We start from the raw sequence: 22,023 nt of genomic DNA on the forward strand, positions 1-22,023 counted from the left end.
CGTTAATCTGTAAATGAAGGTCACGGATTCCGGCGACGTGATGCTGGGAAGGTCGCGCGGTGGCGTGGGCGGCGACGATAGGTGGAATGTTGGCTCCAGTAGTTCTTGTCTATCTGGCGCAGGCAGCTGGCTGGAGAAGCGCTTTTCTTCTTGCAGGTGTACCGGGCGTGCTCCTCGCGCTCGCAATTTTTCTCGCCCTGCGAGAACCTTCGCAGCCGATCAGTGAGACAGCGTCTTCGAATGCTGAGGGATACCGGTCGACTGGATGTTCGTCAACTGGTATTCCCAGGCGAGCCGCTAGACGGAATATTGCAATTTGTATCGTGATGAGCTGCTGCCTCGTTACCTGGATGATGCTCGGCTGGACATTTATCCCTTTGTATTTGGTCCGTGTGCAGCAGTTCTCCGCCGCAAAGATGGGCTGGGTTATGGCGGCGCTCGGTGCGGCCGGCGCGCTAATCGGCGCCCTCGCGGGGCCAGCGATATCCGACCGCATTGGACGCAAGCCCACAATTATTCTCTTATGCATGCTTGGGGCGCTAAGTCCGATTGCGGCATTGGTGGGATCGGCGCCGTACCCAGTCGTTCTTGTGTTGGCTTTTATCGGCTGGGCTGCTAGCGGTGCGATGGTGTTAGTTATGGCGACCGTTCCAGCAGAGTCCGTCGTCGTTCATCGAATTAGTACGACGATTGCAATCATTCAGGCGGTGGGCGAACTAGTTGGCGGCGTCATGGCGCCGGTGGTGGCGGGCAAGGCAGCCGACCTGTACGGACTGGCTACTCCTCTCTACGTCGAGGCCGTTTGCGCAGTCGGAGCAGCCATCTTGGCACTTGGGCTGTCCGAAACCGCCCCGCAAGTGCGGCGACGCATGTCCGACGCGCTCGCGAAGGCTGTCGCTTGAGTCCTTCCTCCGCGACGAGCGGAGGACAGATGTGTCGTCGCCGCAATCCCGCAGTTTTTGATAGGCGCCGAGCTATCACCGGCATACAAAAATACCCGTCATCAAAGCTTCCGCCACGCAAGTGCGCAAATCGCAGGTCCATTGAAGTGAATGTAGCTCAAGGCTAATACGCGAGTTCGAGTTTCGTGACGCTTCTGATAAATACCGAGGCAGTTGTCGCCGACTGCGCTTTGTCGCGCTCTGAAATGGCGATCGAACGGCAATCCTGCAACCGACGGCCTATCTTTTGATAGGTGTCGCTGCTGACCCTTCATAGAAAAATGGCGGCATGACAGATCGCCGGGGCGCGACTCGAGGTCAGTTGAGGCAGTTGCGGCGCGTATGAGTGAAGCGGATTGCGCAGGATCTTGAGTAATGACCTACGACCTTGTCGGTGGCTAAAACAAGGCATTGGACTTGGCACAGGCATTTTCTGTGTGGGCTCTCTACAGTCAGGTCGTTGGCGAGAGGCCACTTGTTACGCACTAGATCTGGTGGTGAATGGACGCGGTTTGGACGGCGCCTTGGCGTTGCCGGATACGACCAAAGTCTCTGTTGTTTTACTTGGATCTTTAAATGAAGTCCTTCGTGTACGACGCGTTACCGTCGCGTATTGTGTTCGGCAAAGGCGCGATCGAGTCGGTCGGGGATGAGATGACAAGACTCGATTGCAAGCGAGCAATCGTGCTGTCAACCCATGAGCAGCAAGCCGCTGCGCGCCAGTTGGCGTCACAATTAGGTACGTTTGCCGTTGGGCTGTTTCCTCATGCGGTCATGCATACGCCTGTAGAGGTGACCGACCTGGCGTTACGGGTCGTAGAGGAGCTCCGTGCCGACTGCGTGATTTCGTTGGGAGGCGGCTCAACGATTGGATTGGGGAAAGCCATCGCGCTGCGGACGGATTTGCCACAAATCGCTATCCCAACCACATATGCCGGGTCGGAAGCGACCCCGATTCTCGGTGAGACTGAGCTGGGGGTAAAGCGAACGCAAAGGACGCTTAAGGTCTTGCCTGAGGTAGTCATTTACGACGTCAATCTCACGCTTACGTTGCCGCAAGGGCTGTCGACAACCAGTGGAATAAACGCGATCGCTCATGCTGTGGAGGCCCTGTACGCAAAAGACGCCAATCCAATCATTTCGGCGCTTGCTGTCCAGGGTATAGCGTCCCTTGCGAAGGCTCTCCCGGTGATAGCGGAAGACGCCGCTAATGAGGAGGCTCGAGCCTCAGCGTTGTTCGGTGCATGGGCTTGTGGAACCTGTCTCGGTTCCGTGGGCATGTCGCTGCATCACAAGCTTTGTCACGTACTCGGCGGAACGTTCGATCTTCCTCATTCCGAGACCCACACTATTGTCTTGCCGCATGCGCTTGCCTACAACGCGTCGGCAGTTCCTGAGGCGATGACGAGGCTACAGGAAGCACTCGAGACGCCTGAGCCGGCTGCCTATCTCTTCGATCTGGCATGGCGGTTGGGCGCTCCGGTCGCACTGCATCAGATGGGAATGCTCGAGCAATCATTGCCACGGGCCGTCGACCTGGCTGTTAGCTCACCGTATTGGAATCCTAGGCCGGTCGAGCGAACCGCCATTGCAGCATTGCTTGCCGATGCGTTTCATGGTCGGCGCCCCCGAACCGCGTAATTGCGGCAGTGAATCAAGTCAACTTCATTCGATGGAGACAGCATGAAGATTAATCCCCACATCCAAAAACATCACCACATCACTCTGAACGTGGGTGGTGCGCAGGAAGACTACGACTTCCACACCAAAGTGCTCGGTCTGAAGAGCGTCAAGAAGACTGGTCTTTACGATGGCGAAGAGCCCATCTATCACCTCTACTATGGCAACGACCTTGGCGATGAAAGCACGCTCATCACGTGCTTCCCGATGCGTCAATCCGGTCGAAAGTCTACGCGGGGCAGCGGTCAAATCAAGACGTTGGCGCTGTCGGTCCCTGTGTCGAGCCTGGAATTCTGGGCGAAACATCTGAACGATCATGGCTTTGAGGTGGTACGGTCGGAACGCTTTGGCGAAAAGTTGTTGCGAATCGCGCACCCGTGCGGCATCGAGTATGAATTGGTTGGCATCGCGGATGACGACCGGCAGCCTTATTCCAACGGAATTGTGCCGGCGGACTTTGGTATTCGCGGTACTCACGGCATCACCGTCTCGGTCCGCGAAATTGAGAACAGCGACGAGTTCATGCAACTGGGGTGGAGCGGAAAGAACAGAGTCACGGACGGCGATTTCGTGCGATATCAAGTCGGAGCAGGCGGTTCGGGGACGATCATTGACTTTCAGGTCGAACCGAACCTGCCTCAGGGTTCCTGGACGTACGGTGAAGGCTCCGTTCATCACTGTGCTTTCAAGGTCGACAACCTCGAAGTACAGAAAGGTGTGAAGTTCCACCTCGAGGGTCTCGGCTTTACGGACGTGTCCGATCGAAAGGATCGCGGATACTTTGACTCGGTCTACGTTCGCACTCCGGGCGGTGCGTTGTTCGAAGCAACCGTGTCGAAGCCTGAGGGCTTCCTCATCGATGAGACCTACGAGAATCTCGGTAAGACGCTTCAGGTGCCGCCGGTCTTTTCAGGTCGTGGAGACGAGTTGACAGCGTATCTTGAGCCGCTCCAATACTAACAACGACACCATGCCGCTCAATCCTCACTTAGGCGAGACAGAACTGCGCTCGCCCACTAAGGTTCGTCCCGGCGGGGCGGCAGCCGTATTGATTCACGGGCGCGGGCAGAGGCCTCAATTCATGGTGGACATTGCGTTACGCATCGGTCTGCCAGACCTGGTGTATGTCGCGCCTTGTGCCGCAGGCGATAGTTGGTATCCCAGCAGGTTCACTGACCCGGTTGAGATCAATCAGCCAGATCTAGATTGGGCCCTTGAGCGAATTCAGCTTGCAGTCAATGAATTTGAGGTGCAAGGGATTGCTCGCGCACGCATCGCACTGGTGGGTTTTTCACAAGGTGCATGTCTGGCATCTGAGTTTGTATACCGCAATTCAGGCCGCTGGGGAGCGCTAATAGCGCTGACCGGTGGTCTGATTGGTCCGCAAGGAACCTCATGGGGCTGTGACGGAAATCTCGCAAGTACGCCAGTGTTTCTCGGGAACGGTGACATGGATCCTTGGGTGCCGCTCTGGCGCACGCGCGAAACAGCTGAAGTCTTTCGTTCAATGGGGGGGGCAGTGGTCGAACGTACGTACCCGGGAAGAGGACACGAAGTCTGTGACGACGAGGTTGCAGTTGCTCGGGACATTCTTGCCAATGTTTGAAGCGGAAGCTGCCGAATTTTGGCTTGCCGAATAAACGAAGTAATAGAGGAAGCATCATGTCGGAAGACATCGTAGGTTTCGTGGGTCTTGGCAACATGGGTAAGCCCATGGCGTCTCGGTTAGTTGCAGCGGGCTTTCGTGTCATCGTGCATGACAGGGCGCAAGCGCCGGTCGATGAAGTAGTCAAGCTCGGCGCTAAGCAGGCATCTTCGGCTGAGGAAGTGGCTTCCGAGGCAGAACTCGTTCTTGTCAGCCTTCCGACGCCAGACATTGTGCAGGATGTTGTCTTTGGAAATAACGGCCTCTTGAGTGGCGGAAAACTGAGGGTATTCGTCGACCTCTCGACAACTGGCCCCAAGGCGGAAGTGAGTATTGCTGAGCGGCTGTTGGAGAAGGGCGTCATCACAATCGACTGCCCGGTGAGTGGTGGCGTGTCCAGCGCCCAGAAGGGAACATTGGCGTTGATGGCTTCAGGACCCTCGAACACATTCCGCGAAATCGAGCCGATTCTAGCTGTCCTTGGGAAGATCTTTTACTGCGGCAACAAGGCCGGCCAAGGACAGACGCTAAAGCTCGCCAATAACCTAATGTCTGCCGCCGCCCTGGCGGTCAGCGCAGAGGCAATCGCGATGGGGGTCAAGGCTGGGCTCGATCCGACAGTGATGATCGAAGTGATCAACGCTAGTAGTGGGCGAAACAGCGCGACTCAGGACAAATTTCCCCGCGCAATTATTCCTAGAACGTTCGATTTCGGATTCGCCACAGGACTCTCTTATAAGGACGCTCGGCTGTGCGTAGAAGAAGCTGAGACTTTAGGTGTCCCCATGGTTGTAGGCAGCGCTGTGCGCGAGATGCTTGCGATTACCCAGTCAATGTATGGGGCTGACTCCGACTTTACGTCCATCGCGCGCGTAGTAGAGACGTGGGCAGGTGTTGAGATCGGAAAGTTGGCCTCGTAATCGATGCTGTTAACTGTTTACTGAAACTTACCTAGAGGTATGGCATGAGCAACGAAAAACTGGAGCAAGGTCTGGCGATTCGCAAGCAGGTGCTTGGCGCGCAGCATGTGGAGCGTTCGCTTGCCGCTGCGGACGATTTCAACAAGCCAATTCAGGAGCTTGTGACGGAGTATTGCTGGGGGCATGTGTGGGGAAATGAAGATCTGCCTCGGCAGACACGGAGTCTCCTCAACATCGCGATGCTTACGGCTCTGAATCGTTCGCACGAACTGAAAGTTCACATTCAAGGCGCGCTGCGCAACGGAGTATCGAAGCAGCAGATTCAGGCGACGCTAATGCAGACCGCGATTTATTGCGGTGTTCCAGCGGCCCTTGAGTCGTTCCGCGTCGCGAGTGATGCCATCAAGACCTTCGACGAGTGATATTGAAGATATGACCACTACTCACTCCGACGCCGGATTAGCAATGTCGGCTTTGCCACAATACGAAGTGTACGCAGTTCGGTACGCAACGGTTAAGCGGCGACGAAGCGAGAATTTCATATCTGGCGACCTGCATGACGGCCCGATGCCCATGGATTATTTCGTCTGGGTCGTGCGAGATGCACATCGGGTCTGGCTGGTCGACACGGGGTTCAACGAACAGGCCGCCGCGCAGCGCGCACGGGAATTTCTCCGCTGCCCGATCACTGCGTTGAGTTCATTAGGCATAAGTCCGGAACAGGTGTCAGACGTCATTCTGACGCATCTGCATTACGATCATGCGGGTAATGTTGACCGGCTGCCAAATGCGTTTTTGCACGTCCAGGAAGCGGAGGTGCACTATGCCGTAGGTCGGCATATGTGCTTCGGTTTGCTACGGCATCCATATTCAGTTAACGATGTGCTGGAAGTCGTTCGCGGAGTACATGCCGACCGTGTACGCTTTTACGATGGGGACGCTCAATTGGCTCCGGGGCTACAACTCGTGCGCGTCGGTGGCCATACACAAGGACTGCAGGCGGTTCGGGTTCACACTGCTCGCGGTTGGCTTGTGCTGGCCTCAGACGCCAGCCACTTTTACGATAACGTGTCAAATGAATCTCCGTTCCCTATTGTCTTTCACGTGGGTGAGATGCTGGAGGGATATCGAAGATTGACAGCACTTTCGGACACGTTCGAGCATCACTTCATCCCCGGGCATGATCCGGCCGTAATGCGCCGTTTCCCGCTGGTGGACGCACCGGGAAACGAGATCGTCGCGCTTCATATGGCTCCAGTCAGCGATGCGCCCTTCACAGAGGGAAGGGATAACCCTTAATGAAAAGCCGGTCCCTCGGAAGCGTGCCAGCGCGGTAAAATCTGCCATACGCATCAGTATGTAAAGCCGTGGGCAGACGGAGATGGAGGCAGACAATGAAAATCGCGACGGCGCAGTCCCGCGCAGCGCCTGGCCGGGACGAGCGCGCTGGAGTGCGTGCCGGCATTCCTGCCGAGCCAGCAGTGAGCAAGGCGCTAATCCAGCGCGACGAGCTTATCGGCCGACTCGATGAGGTCTCCAACGGCCTGCTCGCGATTTTGCAGGCGCCAGCAGGTTACGGTAAGACCACGCTGCTGCAGATGCATTTTAACAAGCAGCGCACTAGCGGCACGCCAGCGCAGTGGCTCGCGCTTTCTTCGTCGCACCAGGACGCTTACACGCTGTATTCGTGGCTAATTCAGTCATTCGAGAGCGAAGATCGTCCTGCGAGCCCGCTACAGCCTTCTCTCGGGTCCAAGGCTTTGAGTTGCGAAGCCATGGTCACACACATTGAAGCGACTCTTGAAGCGAGCAAGGTCGACATTTACATTTACCTTGATGAGCTCGACGCAATCGCGCAGTCTGAGTCTGTGAAGCTGCTTTCACTGCTTGTAGGCCGAGCGCCGCGACATATTCATCTGTTGTGCGCATGTAGAGCGAGACCGGATATACCTATCGCCCGCCTGCGGCAACGCGGCCTGCTTGTGGAACTGGGGCAGAATGACTTGCGCTTTTCGCGCGAGGACCTTGTCGCGCTCCTGTCAGAAGGAGCTGAACGGATCAGCGACGCGACCATCGATCGACTTTGGGAGCAGAGCGAAGGTTGGGTCGGCGCGCTCGTATCGGCCAGGCAGATGCTTCGCAAGAACATCCCAGCCGACAGTTTGCCGGAAATGTTGACCGGCGATCACAAGACACTGCATGATTTCTTCCTGGAGGAAGTCATGCCTGAACGGTCGTCTGAGCCAGAGCTATATGACTTTCTGATTAAGACCGCAGCCTTGGACCGGATGTGTTCTGAGCTTGTCGTGGCGGTGACTGGCCGTGAAAATGCGGGGGAAACACTGCAGTTAGCAGAGTCGAAGGGGCTTTTCGTACAGGAGCTGGATGAGAGGCGAATCTGGTATCGCTACCATCCCTTATTCGCTTCGTTCCTGCGCAGAATGCTAGCTAACCGCCTTCGAGAAGAAAGGGCGCAAATCCACGCTCGTGCGAGCCAATGGTACTTCAAGCATACCGATATTGTTCCCGCATTTGACCACGCGCTTGCCGCCGAGGACCCTGTCAGGGCGGCGGAGATCTTAGATCACTGGTGTGAGCATGAGTTTGGCCCCCAGGCTTCGGTCGAGATATTAACGCTTGCGGAGCGTCTGCCAGAAGCGGTCAGGCTCGCATTTCCCAGGATCATGTTAATCGAAGCTTGGCGCCGCGACGTCTTCTGGCAACTCGACGGTTCTCGAGAACTCGTTGCTACGTCGCGTGAGCGCCTAGAGGAGATGGAGCGCGAACCGGGAGCGTCGCCGACGGATCTGCACGCGATTCGCGGTTTGCTGACGCATGGAGAAATGATGATTGCCGCCTTCGCCGACGACATGCCGCGTGCGGAGGAATTGTGCGAGATTCTGATCCGCGACTATGAGGTGGCGAGTTTGCACGTGCGAGGTAGCTTCTACACCTCTCTACTCTATGCACAGCGTGAACAATACAAGCTTTCAAATATCGACCGATTGAGTCGTTTGGCTCGCTCCCATTTTCACCGGCCCACCAAGGGGCTTACTTATGTCTTCTGCGAAGCGATCGTTGGGCCCTCCCAATTCATGGCGGGGCGCACGGAGGTCGCTATTCAGTGTCTCGAAGATGCACTCGACACAGCAAACGGGCTGACAGGAAAGGGGTCGCCGGTAGCTGCTATCGTGGCTTTGCCGCTTAGCGAAGTGCACTACGAGCGGAACGATCTCGCGAAGGCAAGGGAACTGCTCCATGACCATATTAAGTATGCGAACTTTCATGGTTTTATAGACCAGATGATTGCTGCGTGGCCGACCCAAGCAAAGCTGTTGCGGCTTGACGGTGACCGCGAGGGGGCCTACAGGGTATTGGATGATGCGGTCACATTTTCGCGTGAACACTCGTTCGATCGGTTGCGGCTATTTCTGGTTGCCAACTATGTCAAATTTCTAATTTCCGACGGGCATAACGACGAAGCCCGCCGATTGATTCGCGAGCACGGAATCGATGGGTCGCCCAAGTCGCATGTTCCGAGCGGACAGATTACGACCCGCGACGAGGCCCGCGCGTTGGCGTGGGTGCGGGTTGCTTTGGCAGAAAATTGCCTGGCCGATGCGATGTCGGTCGCAAAGCAATGGCAGAGCTTCGTGGAAGCGGCCGGTGCCGTTCGTTGCGCGATTCGGTGGACAGTTCTGCTGGCGCAAGGGCTGATGTTATCGGGCGAACGTCGAGCGGCGCAACGTGCGCTTAAGCGCGCTATTGCAACTGCGACACAAGGACGGTTCATTAGAACCTTTCTCGATGAAGGGCGTTGGGTCGAGTCCTTGCTTGAGGAGCGAACTGGGTCGCCGTCTCAAACCGCAAGCGAAAATTTGGCGGATGCATTCGAGTCGGAACTCCTGGTCCTGTGCACGCAAGACGATCGTCGTCCATCGGTCCGTGTCGCCTTGCCGGAGCACGAAGAGGCCGCAGTGTACGGCGCGCTTAGCAGCAGGGAGATGGAAATCCTCCGCCTCATGGGGACAGGCCTGCTAAATCGTGAGATTGGTGAGCGATTGGGAATGACCGAAGGCTCTGTTAAATGGTACGTACAGCAAATCTATGACAAGATTGGCGTACGTCGTCGCGCTCAAGTCCTTGAGCGGGCATATCAGCTCGGCTTAATCGGGAAGTAGTTCGGGTTTCAGGGTACGCGAGCGATAAGAATCCTACTATAAAAACGAGGCCTGTTGAGCGCTACGATCATTCGCCAGGGCGTTCACGAGCAAAAATTCGAAGCGGATCTATTGTCAACCGAACTTTTTTTTGCAAAGAACCTAAGAGCGCCGCTGAAGACTCGCACGTCATAAGCTCCGGAATTTCCACATCTGTGCGACAGATTATGAGGCCAGCTGCGCGGGCTAGCTCGAGCGTTGCGGTGACCGCTGCACGTGCCCAATCCTGCGAACCGGGAATCGTCACGGAGAATGGAACTATGCATCGTTGCACGATTGCGCCAGATAGCAGCTGGAGCTGGGCATGATAGTCGAGTCGGTATTCATGCAGACTTGAACGTATCAGTTTGCACGACTCAATCGTGCGCTCTGCAAGAGGGAGTGCGGCAAGCGTGAACTCGAATTGCCCGGACCCGGCACCGTACCACTGCCGCTGTTCTGTTGGGAAAGACGGCGGGATTCCGGCCTGAATCTTATCTATTTCTCGCACGGCGTCACCGGGCGCCCCGCCGTCATATTCGTGCCACGTCAAATGAAGGCCCGACGCGCCCTCGTATGAGTTCCTCGCATCGTCGAGTCGAGCCCTAACTACAGACGCGCTTCCAGCGAGAGTAAAGCGCATCTCCCACCGGCCCAGGCCCGTTTCCGCGATGATCTTCTCAAGCAGTGGTTCAGGTATCGGTCCGTTGCCCTTGTACCAGTCTGTTCGCTCGGAAAACCGAGCTGCCGTAGCTATCAGATTCGTGACTACGATGTCCCCGGACAAGACGCCATCAGCCATCAGGCGGCGAGTGATGTTCAGCAAAGGACGGAGGGACTTCTCGTCCACGCATCTCACGGAACAGGCAATCTGCCGACGGGGGCGATGAGCAAGACGAACCGCAATTTTCGTGACAATCCCGAGATCGCCCCGTGAGAAAAAAGCCTCGAAGCTGTCATCGGGCGCCAAATGGTTTGACGGATCGACATAGTGGGAGAGAACGTCCCCCGTGCGGACCACTTCGCCGGAAGATAATACAACCTCCAGCCCGCACGTTTCGGCGACGTCGCTTCCACGCCATCTCCGGTGGCTATTCCGGTAGAGCACGTGGGAAACAACGCTCACGCTCGCTTCGTCGGGGACGGTCATCATCAGATCGTGACTGCCGGCTCGGAGGTGCTCATAGAGATCGAAGTAGGAAACGCCTGGCTCGACAATTGCGCAGGCTCGGACATCGTCGACAGCGATGACACGATTCATCCTTTGCAAATCGACGAGAATTCTGGGCCGGGAAGCCAGGCTGGAGGATCGGCCACAAGTCATTGTGGACTCGGATTTGAACACAAGTCGGCATTCGCAACGGCCGGCGATACGAATCAAGGATTGAACATCCGCAACCGAAGCTGGTAAGACGGTTACCTGTGTATCAATCGGAGCGCCGTTGTAAAGCACTGCGTCGTTGGCTTCCATGCCGCCTACACGTGCGTTGACAGCGGACATACCGAGCGTAGCGGAAATTTCGTCGACGGCGCGGGCAAGATTAGCGATTGCTTGTTCAGAACTTAAAGCGGGAAAACCTGCCGCCGCCTCGCTTGCTTCGTTCTCAACCAGCGTAGACCTGTAATCAGAATTCATATACCGATTTGCTAGCGGGATTCAAACGTTGAGCACCAAGCTTCCCCTGCGATCCTTGAATTTCCATCCTTCGTCTGTAAGCACAAATACGTCGTCATACTGCCCCACATGAAGTGTCGACTCCGCTTTTACAGGACGTGGCGAGTCCACATCAAGTGACGAAACGAAAATCAGGTAGCTTCGCCCGCGCGCCTCGATTGGGGAAACAAGGTCAATGACGGTGTTGGTCATGACGTGCCTGGACAGGCGAGGCGGGCGGTCACGAAAAGCCACGCGAATATTTTCGCGCCCAACCAAGGGATTGTCGGGATCAAGAGGACGCGAGAACGAGCCGTCTTCAACGAATAGCGACGCAAGTCCGTCGTGATCGCGCTCGTCGTTTAAAAGGGCGAAGCGGCGTACAAGTTTCTCACACGCGAATTCGGCAATTATCCGCTGCTCTTGCTCAACATTGGTTTGAGATTGGTTCATTTCCTTTTCCTACGATATTCCGGTTGGGCTCAATGGTGCAGGTAAATGGCAAATGGGATAAATCAGGCCGCGTCCGGCGCAAAGAATGCGGTGATCGCGGGAGCTGAATCGGCGTATTCGCGCACCGAGCGGAGTTTGCCGCCGTCAAGTTCAAACAGGAAATGGTATTGGTTGCGATATTCACGTCCGTTTTTCAGTTGAGCGTGACTTGCTGCTTCTACTGCTACGCGGTCACCTTCGGCGGTCGTACCGAAGAACGTAAACTGGATTGACTGAATCATCGCGCCTACTGGCACGAAGAATTCACGGAACTGCTGCTTGTTCATGTCACCCGGTCCAGGAGTCCAGAAGCAGGCGTCATCATGAGCTAGCGCGAGGGCTCCCTCGAGATCGCCCTTTTCAAGATGTCGCAGATAGCTAAGTGCGGTTTCAGTATTAGTCATTTTTCGACTCGCGACGGAACAACAAACGAATCAAAAAAATAACGATTTTAAAATCGACAAGTTTCAACGCAGCCCGAGCTTCCGAGGGACGCAATTGTGCAGTGATCGGCATCGCACCGAACGCGGTGCCCTTGATCAGCAGTTGTGATCCGTCGCGTTCGAGGGCACTGATGTCCATCAGTTCTGAGTTGTCTGGAGAATAGAGTTTCATATGGATTACCGGAAGGACTTTTGGAAGTCCATCTTCAAATCGTCGAACATTCGCATTGCGGTGGCGCGGCCAGCTCCAAAGACTCCACCACCGGGGTGCTGGAAGGGGCCCACGAGGTAGAACCTATCGACTCCCGGGACGGTGTTGCGTCCAAGATCGGGAGTGGGCCGATGTGCGCCGAACTGGTAAAGATAACCAGCGATCCCGTGGAGGTCGCCGCGCTGAAAACTCGCAGACGTCCGCTCCATATCCAGCGGGCTATCCATGTGTACGCCAATAATATTGGACGAGGAAAGGTTGCTGATGTAGTTGCCCATCTCTCCAATCAATTCGTGCGCGTACCGCTCTTTGTACTCATCCCAGTACTCTGGAGCGTGACCTGAGATTTGGTAGGGGACATAGTCCCATGCATGCAGCGTAGCTTTGCCGGCAGGAGCACGCGAGGGATCGAAGTTCGTCGGACTGATGAGACCAATCAAAGGATCCCGAGGAATCTGCCCGTAACGTACTTCATCAAAGGACCGCCGGAAGCGCATCGTGTCGGGTCGCAGAAGCTCAACGAATGCCGCTTCCTGGACATGGTCCCCTGCTTTGAATGCTAACTTTTCATTGAGCGACGCGTGGACAGTAAAGCAGGCGCAGTAAGAGGTCTTTGTTTTCTCGGCGATGGAAGTAACCGCGGGATCAATACCATCGATATACTTGCGCAGCAAATGAGGATGGATGGCCCCAATAATGCCATCTGCAGCCTCGAAGATCTGGCCATCCGACGTTTCCACCGTGCGGGCGCGTCCATCACGCACCACGATACGAGACACATCAGTTTCTGTCAAAACGGTACCGCCATGGTCTTCGATGCAGCGCACAAGTGCGGCGGTAAGTGCTCCGCTGCCGCCAACAGGTATACCCATGCCGTATTTCTCGAGGAAAGACAAGAACATGAACAGCCCGATCCCAGAGCCTTGCTCTTCAGGGCTGTGCAGGTTTTCGCCGAGCATTCGGGCAAAATGCAGACGAACTTTCTCATGCTCAAACCATTCGAGGATGATGTCCCATCCGCTCTTCATCATGGTGGCGAACATCTCGCGACCTTCGCGGCTCTGGTCCATCATCGCGTACGACGCTCCAACTGGTGCTGGCGCGGAGTACAGGGTGCCAATTAGCATCGGCAGATACCGTGCCGCCAACTCTGAAAATTTTAAGTAGGAGTCTGCGTCGCGCTTTGAGAACTTTGCGATCTCCTCGTAGTTCTTCTGGCGATCGCGATAAAGAGCTAGCGTTGACCCGTCGTCAAACACTGACATCATCGGGATAGCCGGATATTCGTATTTCAAGCCATATTTAGAAAGCAGTTTCAGTTCGTCTTTCTGCAGCAGAGGATTGGCCTGAATAAAGATATGGCCGACGCTGTGTTGGTCATGCCTGAAGCCGGGGGCGGTCAGCTCGCGCGTCACGACGCCGCCTCCCAGCCACGCATTGCGTTCGAGCACGAGAACTCTTTTGCCCACGGCGGCCAAGTAGGCGGCGGCCACAAGACCGTTGTGCCCTGAGCCAACCGCGACGATGTCAAATTTCTGCGTCATGTCATTCCCTGCGTTCGATTTGGCGCGGGACGTGATTGCAATACCCCGCCGGAAAATGCGGCCATTGCCGCTTCTGTTGAATCCTATTGGGCTACACAAGGCGTAGCACCTATCGAAAGATAGACCCAGATGCCTGGCGCGACGGCGTGTGTTGATAGGGTCTGTCGGTCATCTTCCTATCCTTTGGCAGGTCCCTAGAGGTGAAGGGAGCGCTAGTCTTCCTAGCATAGCGAATCTGGTGCGCTTCGCCTGGCCAGGCCGTGATAGTTCGGGTGTCTATCCTTCGATAGGTGAATCAACACCCGTACCGGAGAAGAATCACGCTAGGAGACAAATCATGACCGTGAAAAGCTTCAAACGATGGAAGATAGGAGCTGTGACGATCACCCGAATCGTCGAAACACCATCGATCGCGTCGCCGCAGAGTCTCATGTATCCCGGAGAAATTGAAAGTGTCGTTCAGCCGCACGTTGAATGGCTGGCTCCGCACTTTCTGACACCGGACGGCGAGATGCTGATCGCGTGGCAATGCTTCGTGGTCGAGACACCGAGTCGCCGAATCATGGTTGATACGTGCATCGGAAACGATCGCAAGCGGCACTTCGACATCTTCAATGACATGCACAACGCGTTCATCGAAGATCTCATTGCAGCGGGATACCCACCTGAAACAATCGACACGGTGATGTGCACACATCTGCACTACGACCACGTGGGCTGGAACACTCATCTTGCTGGTGGCAAATGGATTCCTACGTTTCCTAATGCGAGGTACCTATTTGGGCGTGACGAGTGGGAAAGCATCCAGACGCTTGCCGCTGAGGGCGACTGGCATGCCGAGCACCTGCCCGACTCGCTGCAACCTATTGTAGACGCGGGCCTTGCTGACTTCGTCGAAACCAATCACCGTCTTTGCGACGAGGTTTGGTTCGAGCCCACCTCCGGACACACTCCTGGTCACGCGAGCGTTCACATCTTTTCGGAGGGTGAGGAGGCGGTGATCACGGGCGATCTTATGCATCACCCGGTTCAGTGCGCGATTCCGCACAAACATAGCGCGTTTGACCACGACAAAGATCAAGCGTGCCGAACCCGTGTCTCGTTCCTTTCGAAATATGAAGGCGGTAGAGCGTTGATTGTCGGCTCACATTTCCCGGGACCGACGGCTGGATACGTGGTGCGGGCGGAGAAAAACTGGCGCTTTGATATCGATCGCCCCGAGCCACGCACAGGTATTCCGGTATCGAAAGTTCAAGCTCAGAACCATAGTGAGGACAGTCAAATGACGACGCAAGAGAAGCAAAACGAACACCTGGTCGTAGAGTTCTTCGAGACGCTCAGCTCGGGAAACCTCGAAGCTCTTCGCAGCTACATCGACGATGACACGACCTGGGAGCCAATGGTGAGCGAGAACGTCCCCGGCGCGGGCGTCCACAAAGGAAACGCGATCGTGGATGAGTTTATTGGTCCGGTTCGTAACCTGTTCGTATCTGGCGACCCGAAAGTCAAGATCCACAGCTTGGTGGCCGCTGGGGAAAAGGTCATGTGCGAAACGCGCGCGTCCGGTGCTCTGAGCGATGGGCGGCGATATGACAACGTGTATGCGTGGGCATTCGCAATTCGGAACGGTCGAATCAAGGAAATTCGCGAGTACATGGATAGTGCCTACGTGGCCCAATTGTTCGGAACCGCGTCATGAGCGACGAATTCATTGGCTTCAACGTGTTCATTTCGGGTTCGGGAAAAGGACTTGGGAGATCTACGTCGATTCATCTGGCTAAACGTGGGGCGCGCGTCGGGGTTAGCGACATCGACGGCGAAGCGTGCGACGAGACGATTCGGTTGATCCGGGAAGGTGGGGGAGAGGCATATGGTTTCATCTGCGATCTGAGCGACCGGGCCGCGTTTCATCATGCAGTGGGCGAGTTCGCCAGGAAAGTTGGTCCGCTCGATGCGATGATAAATAACGCGTCGATCCTCCGCTACGAGCCCATAGAAAACGTGACGCCCGAAACACTAGATCTGATGCTTGGTGGTGGCCTCAAAACCGTCATGTGGGGTACGCAGGCGCTACTGGCACACATGAATCCAGAAAAGGGGGCCTCCATTATCAATTACGCGTCACCGGTGTCTTATCGGGGATATCCAAACACCGCCGTTTATTCGGCCGTGAAAGGCGCCGTTCTCTCACTGACCCGGGTAATGGCTGCTGAGCTGGGTCCTCGCGGCGTTCGAGTCAACGCTGTGGCGCCAGGTTCAGTTCCTACGCCGGGCGCGACCGCCTATGTTGGTATCGAGGAATATGACAGGCGCGCGCAATCGATCCCGCTCAGACGGTTGGGGCGCGACGAAGACAATGCAGCGGCCGTCGCATTCCTCTTGAGCCGCGATGCCACCTTCATCAACGGCGCGGTATTGAATGTCGATGGAGGCATTGTCGCTGCGGGTTAGGGGCTACTTAGAAACAGCGTCGCCAGAAACCAATTGACGATCAATGGAAATATTGCAATGAATCACGACTACTCCTCCGAAGCGCGTCAATCGTATCTCGAAGCCCTCAAAGAGAAGATCGAGCACGATATCGCAAAAGGACTCTACTACGGGGCAGTTATCCGCGTCGCGTGCGGTGGAGAAACGCTCTTTGAATCAGCAATTGGGTCGTCAGACGCGGAGGGCGCACGGCCGCTCAAAGAAGACTCCGTTTTCAGCATCTTCTCACTGACGAAAGCGTTCACAAACGTCCTCGCTCTGCGAGCGGTTGAGCGTGGTCAGTTGGCCCTAACAACCAAGGTCGCCGACGTCATTCCAGAATTCTCCGGTGCGCCTCGAGACCGTGCGACTTTGTATCATCTCCTGACGCACACGACTGGAATGCCAGGCGTTTGGACGCCTAAGCCGGACATGCTGCAGGACCGCCTTGACGAGCTTTTGCAGGCAGTTTGCGCGAACGTTCACGGCGCGATCGAACCAGGCATCAGGTGCGATTATTCGCCAGTAGCGAATCACGTACTGATGGCCGAGATGTTGCGTCGAACGGATAAACACGAGCGCACGTTTGGCACAATCATTCAGGAGGATTTGTTCAATCCCCTTCAGATGATTGACACGTCAATGGGCGTACGAGCCGATCTGCGAGATCGCAAGATTGTTCCCGACATGCGTGGCGTTATTCCGATCAAAGTTCAAGGCAGGACACAGCCGGGTCCCCACAGTCTTTTCGAGGAGGCCGTCAATGAGGCTCCGCACGTCGGCGCTGTTTCCACGACGAAGGATATGTCGCGATTCGCCGAAATGTTACGCCGTGGTGGCGAACTCGATGGCGCTCGGATCCTTTCGCCGAATACGATTCGATTGGCTCGTCGCAATTGTACTGGCCAAATGGCCAATGAACTATATCGCGGCGTAGCTTTGCGAGCTGGCTGGGAATCTCCTCCCGCTTATATCGGTCTCGGCTTCAGCGTTCGCGGGGACCAGATCGTGCATCACCAGTTCGGCACCCTGACTTCTCCAGAAACGTTCGGAAATTACGGCGCCGGCACGACCATGTACTGGATTGATCCGGTGGCTGACATGACATTCGCTTGCCTCACGGCTGGTGTCATGACGCAAGCAGCAAATATCGAACGGTTCCAACGCTTATCCGACATTGCGGTGTCCGCAGCACTGTGACCACGAGAGCCATTGCGGTATATACGACATACTAAAACGATGAACGATACGTATGACTATCTGATCGTCGGCGGAGGATCTGCCGGCTGCGTGTTGGCAAACCGCTTGTCGGCGAACCCCAATGTGAGCGTTTGCCTGGTCGAGGCCGGTCCGAACGACCATCATTCGGTTATCAAATATCCAACAGCCGTTGCTGCTGCCATCAATCATCCCGAGCTTAATTGGCGATACCAGAGCGCGCCGCAGAGTGGACTCGGAAACCGGCCGTTCGCGATACCACGTGGCCGAGTTTTGGGTGGATCAAGCTCCATTAACGGCATGGTCTATTTTCGTGGACATCCGGGTGACTTTGATGATTGGGGGCACGTCGCCAACGGGTGGAGCTACCGTGATGTGCTTCCCTACTTCATGCGGTCCGAGGATAACGGCCATTACGTTGATTCCCCCTATCACGGAATCGGCGGCGAAATGCATGTGGCGCATCCTCCACGGCCGAACCCTCTGGTTCACAGTTTTCTTGATGCGACCAAAGCGCTCGGGTATCGACAATGCCCAGATTTCAATGCTGCGGACCCTGAGGGTTTCGGTCTCCGCCAGGCAACAATCCGAAATGGCCGGCGTGAATCGATGGCGACTGCTTTCGTTCACCCGATTGAACACCGCGACAACCTGACCGTTCTTACCGGCGCATTGGTCGACAAGGTCGTTTTTAATGACCGGCGCGCAGTCGGCATCGAACTCGTGATTAATAACACTCGGCGCACCCTTAACGGTCGCCGCGAAGTCGTGCTGACTGCGGGAGCATACGGCACCCCTGCGATTTTGCTGCGTTCGGGCATTGGGGGGGCGACAGAGCTGCAGGCGCACGGAATCCCGATCGTCCACGATCTGCCGTCCGTTGGTCGCGGACTTCGCGACCATTCCTCGGCGTCAATTCAGGTGCGCTCGAAGAACCCGACCTCCTACGGGTTATCGGTAAAGGCGACACCTCGGAATTTATGGAATTTGCTTGAGTACATGCTGTGGCGTGGCGGCCCGATTGGTGGAAATGTCTTCGAGGCGACCGGGTTTATCCGGAGTAAGCCGGAGGTAGAAAGACCGGACCTGCAACTCGTCTTCATGCCAGCGCATCGCAACGCGAACACATTCCCACTGCCGCTCGGCCATGGTTTCGGCATTTTGTCTATCGCGGCACGGCCAAAAAGCGCCGGGCGAGTCTCTCTCGCCACTCCAGATCCGCAGGCCTCGCCGGTGATCGATCCGGATTTTCTTGGGAGCGATGGAGACATCGAGGTAATTCGTCATGGTCTGAAGCTCGCCCGTCAACTTCTGGGCACCCCGGCATTTGACCGTTACAAAGGGTGGGAGATCCTGCCCGGACCGGACGTGGGAACGGACGACGAGTGGAATGACTATATCCGGCGCACAGCGGTCACGGTCCATCACCCAGGTTGCACCTGCCGCATGGGCGATGACGATGAGTCGGTGGTGGACTCGAAACTTAGGGTACGCGGTGTCGAAGGATTGCGGGTCGCAGATGCATCAGTCTTTCCGAGTCTTGTAGCTGGCAATACCAACGCAGCCGTCGTGATGATTGCGGAAAAGGCATCGGACATGATCCTCGGGCGCATTGCGATGGCGCCAGTTGACTTGCCGCACGCTGATTGATTGCGAGGCTGATGGCGAATTCGAATATCAAAGGAATGTCCCGTGCAAGCCAGTACAAGGTCTTTTGTGTTTGAACCTAAACAGGACGACAGCTCGTCCGAACAGGTAAGTTCCTCGATGACTCATGCAATGCTAAGCCGACGCAGTTTCATGAAGGGTGCGCTTGCCCTGTCTGCATTACCAATGAGCAGCTTCTCTTCACGGCTGCTAGCGAACGCATCCAGTGTCTTGCAGAGTAGTCGAGCGATCTCTGGTGTATTGCTCGATGACCACTATCCAGAAGCAGCCTGGTTCGGGAAACGACTTAGCGCTCAGGGAATCAAGGAGCACATTTTCTCTGGAGACATCAGCCAGCTCTGGATTGAGACACTGGACAAGCTGTGGGCTGCGGCACCTACAACTGTTGCCGGGCTAACCACGGATGCCGCCCTATTCGGCCTGGAGCAGTTGTGTACTCAGCACCACATGCGGCTGAAATTTCGGGCCGACGAAACCGAAGGCATCGTTGCTTCAGAGGGCGCGCTGTCGGGATCGAGCGCGCGGAGTGCTCAACGAGACGAACGGTCTTTGGATTGGGTCGATAGGGCAATCGATTCCATTTTGGCAGCCGGGGAGAGCGGCTTTCGATCGACTTCGAATCCTGACCCGTTTTCCGTGCCGATCCATGGAGAATTCATGGATCAACCGAGACTTGTCGCTTGGGTTATTGGCCCGATTTCGTAAAGTCGCACTTCGCTCACGCGAATTACGCGATTCTCCGAACTTTTATGTACTACCGCGATTACCAGCATGAAACTACCATCAAGCATCGACCAAGCAAGATTCTCCAAGGCAATCAAGGAGTTCCAGCGGATCGTGGGGAGCGAGTGGGTCTTCACGAGCGAGGAGGACCTTGATCTCTATCGTGATGCCTATTCTCCGTATTGGGGCGAACCGGAAGAGCGACGCGCCTCCGCTGCAGTCGCTCCTAAATCCACCGAAGAAGTCCAGGCCGTGGTTCGCATAGCGAACCAATACAAAATTCCAATCTACGCCATTTCAACCGGCAAGAACCTGGGCTACGGTGGTTCGGCGCCTGCCTATACTGGCTCTGTTGTCATCGACTTGAAGAGGATGGGTAAGATCCTCGAGGTAAACGAGAAGCAGGCTTACTGCGTCGTGGAACCTGGCGTCAGCTACTTCGATATGTACCGTCATCTACAGGAGAACAAGATTAAGCTGTGGATTGACGTTCCAGATCCGGGTTGGGGAAGTATGGTCGGGAATGCCATGGACCGTGGCGCCGGCTATACCGCAGTCCAGTTCCGCAACCATTTCGATGCGCATTGTGGCATGGAGGTTGTTTTGGCGGATGGATCCTTGCTGCGCACGGGAATGGGAGCGATGCCAGGCTCACAAACGTGGCAGATGTACAAGTCTGGGTTCGGCCCGTGGATTGACGGGATGTTCAGTCAGTCGAACTTCGGCATTGTGACCAAAATGGGCTTCTGGCTGATGCCCGAGCCTGAAGCATTCTTGAAGGGAGTTGTGCATGCTCCGCGCTATCGCGACCTTGGTCCGATGGTCGATGAAATGACTCACCTCGAAAATTCTCGAATCTTTACGGGATACCCTGACCTGAACAGCCCAGTGTTGGGTACGCCCAGTCTCGCGGGATTGCATGAGTTTTTGGTGAACGGGCCACCAAAGCGCGATCTCGAATATATGTCACTCTTGCAACGCGGTGCGAGCGCGGAAGAGTATGAACCATACGGTCGCAAGAACAACATCCCCTTCTGGAGCTGCGCGTTTACGTTTTACGGCCCAGAGCCCGTAATTCGCGCCCAATGGGCGCATGTGCAAGAACGTTACCGAGCTGCGATACCGGACGTTGCATTCGAAGAGCGGGAATTCTACAAATTGCCGCTGTCGGAGGAGCAAAAGTTGAAGGTTCAATACCCGGCGCAGTTTGGGATTCCGAACCTCCGTACATTCGCTATCGGTGCACGGTCGTTGTGGAATCCAGCCCCTCCCTCTGAAGGACACGCGTGGTTCTCGCCCGTGATTCCTCGCAGCGGAGAGTCGATTTTGAAAGTCAATGAGGTGCTCGGAAAGGCGGCGAGGGAGCTTGGCATTCCGATGGTGTTCGCCATGAACGTACCTGTGCCGTCATGGGAGCGATCGTTCACATTCATCATTCCGTTCTTTATCACGAAGGATCCTGCGGTCAACAAGAAGAACCGGGACGCCTTCCGCAAGATCATCAGGATCGCAGCGGAGCATGGGTGGGGCGAATATCGGACCGCGCCTGCCTTCCAGGACAACGTGATGGATACATACGCTTTCAACAATCACGCATTGCTTCGCTTCCATGAGAGGGTCAAGGACGCAGTGGACCCCAATGGCATCCTCTCGCCGGGAAGATATGGAATTTGGCCCAAGCATCTCCGTAAGGATCGTGTATGAAGAGCATGCTTAAATCCCTCGCTGCAGTTTCCGTATGGGTTGCAATGGCGCAATCCGGGTGGGCCGCAATACAGGACACCAATCAGCTGCCTCAGGGCAAGCACGTATTCCAACAGTGGTGCGCTGCGTGTCACGCGCCGGGTCACGCATATCCCGGAACTGTCGCCCTCGAGGCGAAGTACAAAGGCGCCCTCCCTGACGCATTGGAAGAGCGGACCGATTTGAACCCGCAGATGGTCAAGTATTTTGTCCGGCACGGTGTAACTATCATGCCGTTCTTCCGAAAGACAGAGATCAGCGACTCGGATCTCGCCGCTCTTGCGGCCTACCTCACGAAAGGAAAGAAGTAGGCCATCGTCTTTTAGCGACGGCGAAATCGCCTTCTATCTTTCGATAGGTGGCGACCCTCCTAGAACGCTCTACTGTTGAACTAACCCGCAGCGAAGCGCTCGGGTCAGCGGTTGATGAATAATCAAAGCGCAGCTTAATACCATACCACCCATCGGTTGGGG

General features: G+C 55.9%; 20 protein-coding genes. 15 read left to right on the forward strand and 5 right to left on the reverse strand.

Annotation, left to right across the window (positions count from 1 at the left end):
• The first annotated feature begins 59 nt into the window (after positions 1-59).
• From CIC12_RS20235 to CIC12_RS20270, 8 genes are all read left to right on the forward strand, one after another.
• A complete protein-coding gene (locus CIC12_RS20235) occupies positions 60-902 on the forward strand; it encodes an MFS transporter (RefSeq protein ID WP_342030552.1) in 843 nt (280 codons plus the stop codon).
• A gap of 615 nt (positions 903-1,517) precedes the next feature.
• Positions 1,518-2,582 carry a maleylacetate reductase gene (locus CIC12_RS20240; RefSeq protein WP_168666305.1) on the forward strand — a complete coding sequence of 355 codons (1,065 nt, stop codon included), beginning with the start codon at positions 1,518-1,520 and terminating at the stop codon, positions 2,580-2,582.
• Positions 2,583-2,624: 42 nt separating this feature from the next.
• Positions 2,625-3,581 (forward strand): VOC family protein, encoded by a 957-nt coding sequence (locus tag CIC12_RS20245; protein WP_168666307.1) that lies wholly within the window; start codon positions 2,625-2,627, stop codon positions 3,579-3,581.
• A complete protein-coding gene (locus tag CIC12_RS20250; protein ID WP_168666309.1) occupies positions 3,562-4,227 on the forward strand; it encodes an alpha/beta hydrolase in 666 nt (221 codons plus the stop codon). Before CIC12_RS20245 ends, CIC12_RS20250 begins: the two co-directional genes overlap by 20 nt.
• Positions 4,228-4,250: 23 nt before the next feature.
• Complete coding sequence (locus CIC12_RS20255) at positions 4,251-5,186, forward strand: NAD(P)-dependent oxidoreductase (RefSeq protein ID WP_274597562.1); 936 nt, start codon at positions 4,251-4,253, stop codon at positions 5,184-5,186.
• 44 nt (positions 5,187-5,230) lie between these two features.
• Positions 5,231-5,608 carry a carboxymuconolactone decarboxylase family protein gene (locus CIC12_RS20260; RefSeq protein WP_168666312.1) on the forward strand — a complete coding sequence of 126 codons (378 nt, stop codon included), beginning with the start codon at positions 5,231-5,233 and terminating at the stop codon, positions 5,606-5,608.
• Positions 5,609-5,651: 43 nt separating this feature from the next.
• Positions 5,652-6,485 carry an N-acyl homoserine lactonase family protein gene (locus CIC12_RS20265; protein ID WP_168666369.1) on the forward strand — a complete coding sequence of 278 codons (834 nt, stop codon included), beginning with the start codon at positions 5,652-5,654 and terminating at the stop codon, positions 6,483-6,485.
• 95 nt (positions 6,486-6,580) lie between these two features.
• Positions 6,581-9,367, forward strand: a complete 2,787-nt coding sequence (locus CIC12_RS20270) for a LuxR C-terminal-related transcriptional regulator (protein WP_168666314.1) — start codon at positions 6,581-6,583, stop codon at positions 9,365-9,367.
• Between the two features lie 67 nt (positions 9,368-9,434).
• Here CIC12_RS20270 and CIC12_RS20275 read toward each other — a convergent pair whose 3' ends face one another.
• The 5 genes from CIC12_RS20275 to CIC12_RS20295 all read right to left on the reverse strand — a co-directional run bounded on the left by CIC12_RS20275 (position 9,435) and on the right by CIC12_RS20295 (position 13,729).
• Complete coding sequence (locus CIC12_RS20275; protein ID WP_168666316.1) at positions 9,435-11,021, reverse strand: FAD-binding oxidoreductase; 1,587 nt, start codon at positions 11,019-11,021, stop codon at positions 9,435-9,437.
• A 21-nt stretch (positions 11,022-11,042) separates the two neighbouring features.
• The gene (locus CIC12_RS20280) at positions 11,043-11,492 is read right to left on the reverse strand and encodes a nuclear transport factor 2 family protein (RefSeq protein WP_168666318.1); all 450 of its coding nucleotides are present in this window, start codon (positions 11,490-11,492) and stop codon (positions 11,043-11,045) included.
• Positions 11,493-11,554: 62 nt separating this feature from the next.
• Positions 11,555-11,935: a nuclear transport factor 2 family protein gene (locus tag CIC12_RS20285; protein WP_168666320.1), complete on the reverse strand. Its 381-nt coding sequence runs from the start codon at positions 11,933-11,935 to the stop codon at positions 11,555-11,557.
• Positions 11,928-12,146, reverse strand: a complete 219-nt coding sequence (locus CIC12_RS20290; RefSeq protein WP_168666322.1) for a hypothetical protein — start codon at positions 12,144-12,146, stop codon at positions 11,928-11,930. Before CIC12_RS20290 ends, CIC12_RS20285 begins: the two co-directional genes overlap by 8 nt.
• A 5-nt stretch (positions 12,147-12,151) precedes the next feature.
• Positions 12,152-13,729, reverse strand: a complete 1,578-nt coding sequence (locus CIC12_RS20295; RefSeq protein ID WP_168666324.1) for a phytoene desaturase family protein — start codon at positions 13,727-13,729, stop codon at positions 12,152-12,154.
• A gap of 337 nt (positions 13,730-14,066) precedes the next feature.
• On the opposite strand from CIC12_RS20295, the gene CIC12_RS20300 reads away from it, so the two are divergent.
• From CIC12_RS20300 to CIC12_RS20330, 7 genes are all read left to right on the forward strand, one after another.
• Positions 14,067-15,428 (forward strand): MBL fold metallo-hydrolase, encoded by a 1,362-nt coding sequence (locus tag CIC12_RS20300; RefSeq protein ID WP_168666326.1) that lies wholly within the window; start codon positions 14,067-14,069, stop codon positions 15,426-15,428.
• Entirely contained in the window at positions 15,425-16,180 is a 756-nt protein-coding gene (locus tag CIC12_RS20305) for an SDR family NAD(P)-dependent oxidoreductase (protein ID WP_168666328.1), read from the forward strand. The genes CIC12_RS20300 and CIC12_RS20305 overlap by 4 nt, the downstream gene beginning before the upstream one ends.
• A gap of 57 nt (positions 16,181-16,237) precedes the next feature.
• Positions 16,238-17,398, forward strand: coding sequence for a serine hydrolase domain-containing protein (locus tag CIC12_RS20310; protein WP_168666330.1), 1,161 nt, complete (start codon positions 16,238-16,240; stop codon positions 17,396-17,398).
• Positions 17,399-17,437: 39 nt separating this feature from the next.
• A complete protein-coding gene (locus CIC12_RS20315; RefSeq protein WP_168666332.1) occupies positions 17,438-19,066 on the forward strand; it encodes a GMC family oxidoreductase in 1,629 nt (542 codons plus the stop codon).
• A gap of 42 nt (positions 19,067-19,108) precedes the next feature.
• Positions 19,109-19,789, forward strand: a complete 681-nt coding sequence (locus CIC12_RS20320) for a hypothetical protein (protein ID WP_168666334.1) — start codon at positions 19,109-19,111, stop codon at positions 19,787-19,789.
• 66 nt (positions 19,790-19,855) lie between these two features.
• Positions 19,856-21,511, forward strand: coding sequence for an FAD-binding oxidoreductase (locus tag CIC12_RS20325; RefSeq protein WP_168666336.1), 1,656 nt, complete (start codon positions 19,856-19,858; stop codon positions 21,509-21,511).
• The gene (locus tag CIC12_RS20330) at positions 21,508-21,861 is read left to right on the forward strand and encodes a c-type cytochrome (RefSeq protein WP_202984880.1); all 354 of its coding nucleotides are present in this window, start codon (positions 21,508-21,510) and stop codon (positions 21,859-21,861) included. The genes CIC12_RS20325 and CIC12_RS20330 overlap by 4 nt, the downstream gene beginning before the upstream one ends.
• Positions 21,862-22,023: the final 162 nt, after the last annotated feature.

Origin of the sequence: Paraburkholderia sp. SG-MS1 (genome assembly GCF_012275575.1) — a bacterium.
In the GTDB taxonomy this organism is placed as follows: domain Bacteria; phylum Pseudomonadota; class Gammaproteobacteria; order Burkholderiales; family Burkholderiaceae; genus Paraburkholderia.

Bases quoted from the DNA above. Each gene is read 5' to 3' on its own strand.
- CIC12_RS20240 (WP_168666305.1), top strand. From the start codon at position 1,518: ATGAAGTCCTTCGTGTACGACGCGTTACCGTCGCGTATTGTGTTCGGC.
- CIC12_RS20295 (WP_168666324.1), bottom strand. From the start codon at position 13,729: ATGACGCAGAAATTTGACATCGTCGCGGTTGGCTCAGGGCACAACGGT.
- CIC12_RS20270 (WP_168666314.1), top strand. From the start codon at position 6,581: ATGAAAATCGCGACGGCGCAGTCCCGCGCAGCGCCTGGCCGGGACGAG.
- CIC12_RS20305 (WP_168666328.1), top strand. From the start codon at position 15,425: ATGAGCGACGAATTCATTGGCTTCAACGTGTTCATTTCGGGTTCGGGA.
- CIC12_RS20325 (WP_168666336.1), top strand. From the start codon at position 19,856: ATGAAACTACCATCAAGCATCGACCAAGCAAGATTCTCCAAGGCAATC.
- CIC12_RS20330 (WP_202984880.1), top strand. From the start codon at position 21,508: ATGAAGAGCATGCTTAAATCCCTCGCTGCAGTTTCCGTATGGGTTGCA.
- CIC12_RS20300 (WP_168666326.1), top strand. From the start codon at position 14,067: ATGACCGTGAAAAGCTTCAAACGATGGAAGATAGGAGCTGTGACGATC.
- CIC12_RS20245 (WP_168666307.1), top strand. From the start codon at position 2,625: ATGAAGATTAATCCCCACATCCAAAAACATCACCACATCACTCTGAAC.
- CIC12_RS20285 (WP_168666320.1), bottom strand. From the start codon at position 11,935: ATGACTAATACTGAAACCGCACTTAGCTATCTGCGACATCTTGAAAAG.
- CIC12_RS20260 (WP_168666312.1), top strand. From the start codon at position 5,231: ATGAGCAACGAAAAACTGGAGCAAGGTCTGGCGATTCGCAAGCAGGTG.
- CIC12_RS20280 (WP_168666318.1), bottom strand. From the start codon at position 11,492: ATGAACCAATCTCAAACCAATGTTGAGCAAGAGCAGCGGATAATTGCC.
- CIC12_RS20315 (WP_168666332.1), top strand. From the start codon at position 17,438: ATGAACGATACGTATGACTATCTGATCGTCGGCGGAGGATCTGCCGGC.
- CIC12_RS20265 (WP_168666369.1), top strand. From the start codon at position 5,652: ATGTCGGCTTTGCCACAATACGAAGTGTACGCAGTTCGGTACGCAACG.
- CIC12_RS20310 (WP_168666330.1), top strand. From the start codon at position 16,238: ATGAATCACGACTACTCCTCCGAAGCGCGTCAATCGTATCTCGAAGCC.
- CIC12_RS20275 (WP_168666316.1), bottom strand. From the start codon at position 11,021: ATGAATTCTGATTACAGGTCTACGCTGGTTGAGAACGAAGCAAGCGAG.
- CIC12_RS20290 (WP_168666322.1), bottom strand. From the start codon at position 12,146: ATGAAACTCTATTCTCCAGACAACTCAGAACTGATGGACATCAGTGCC.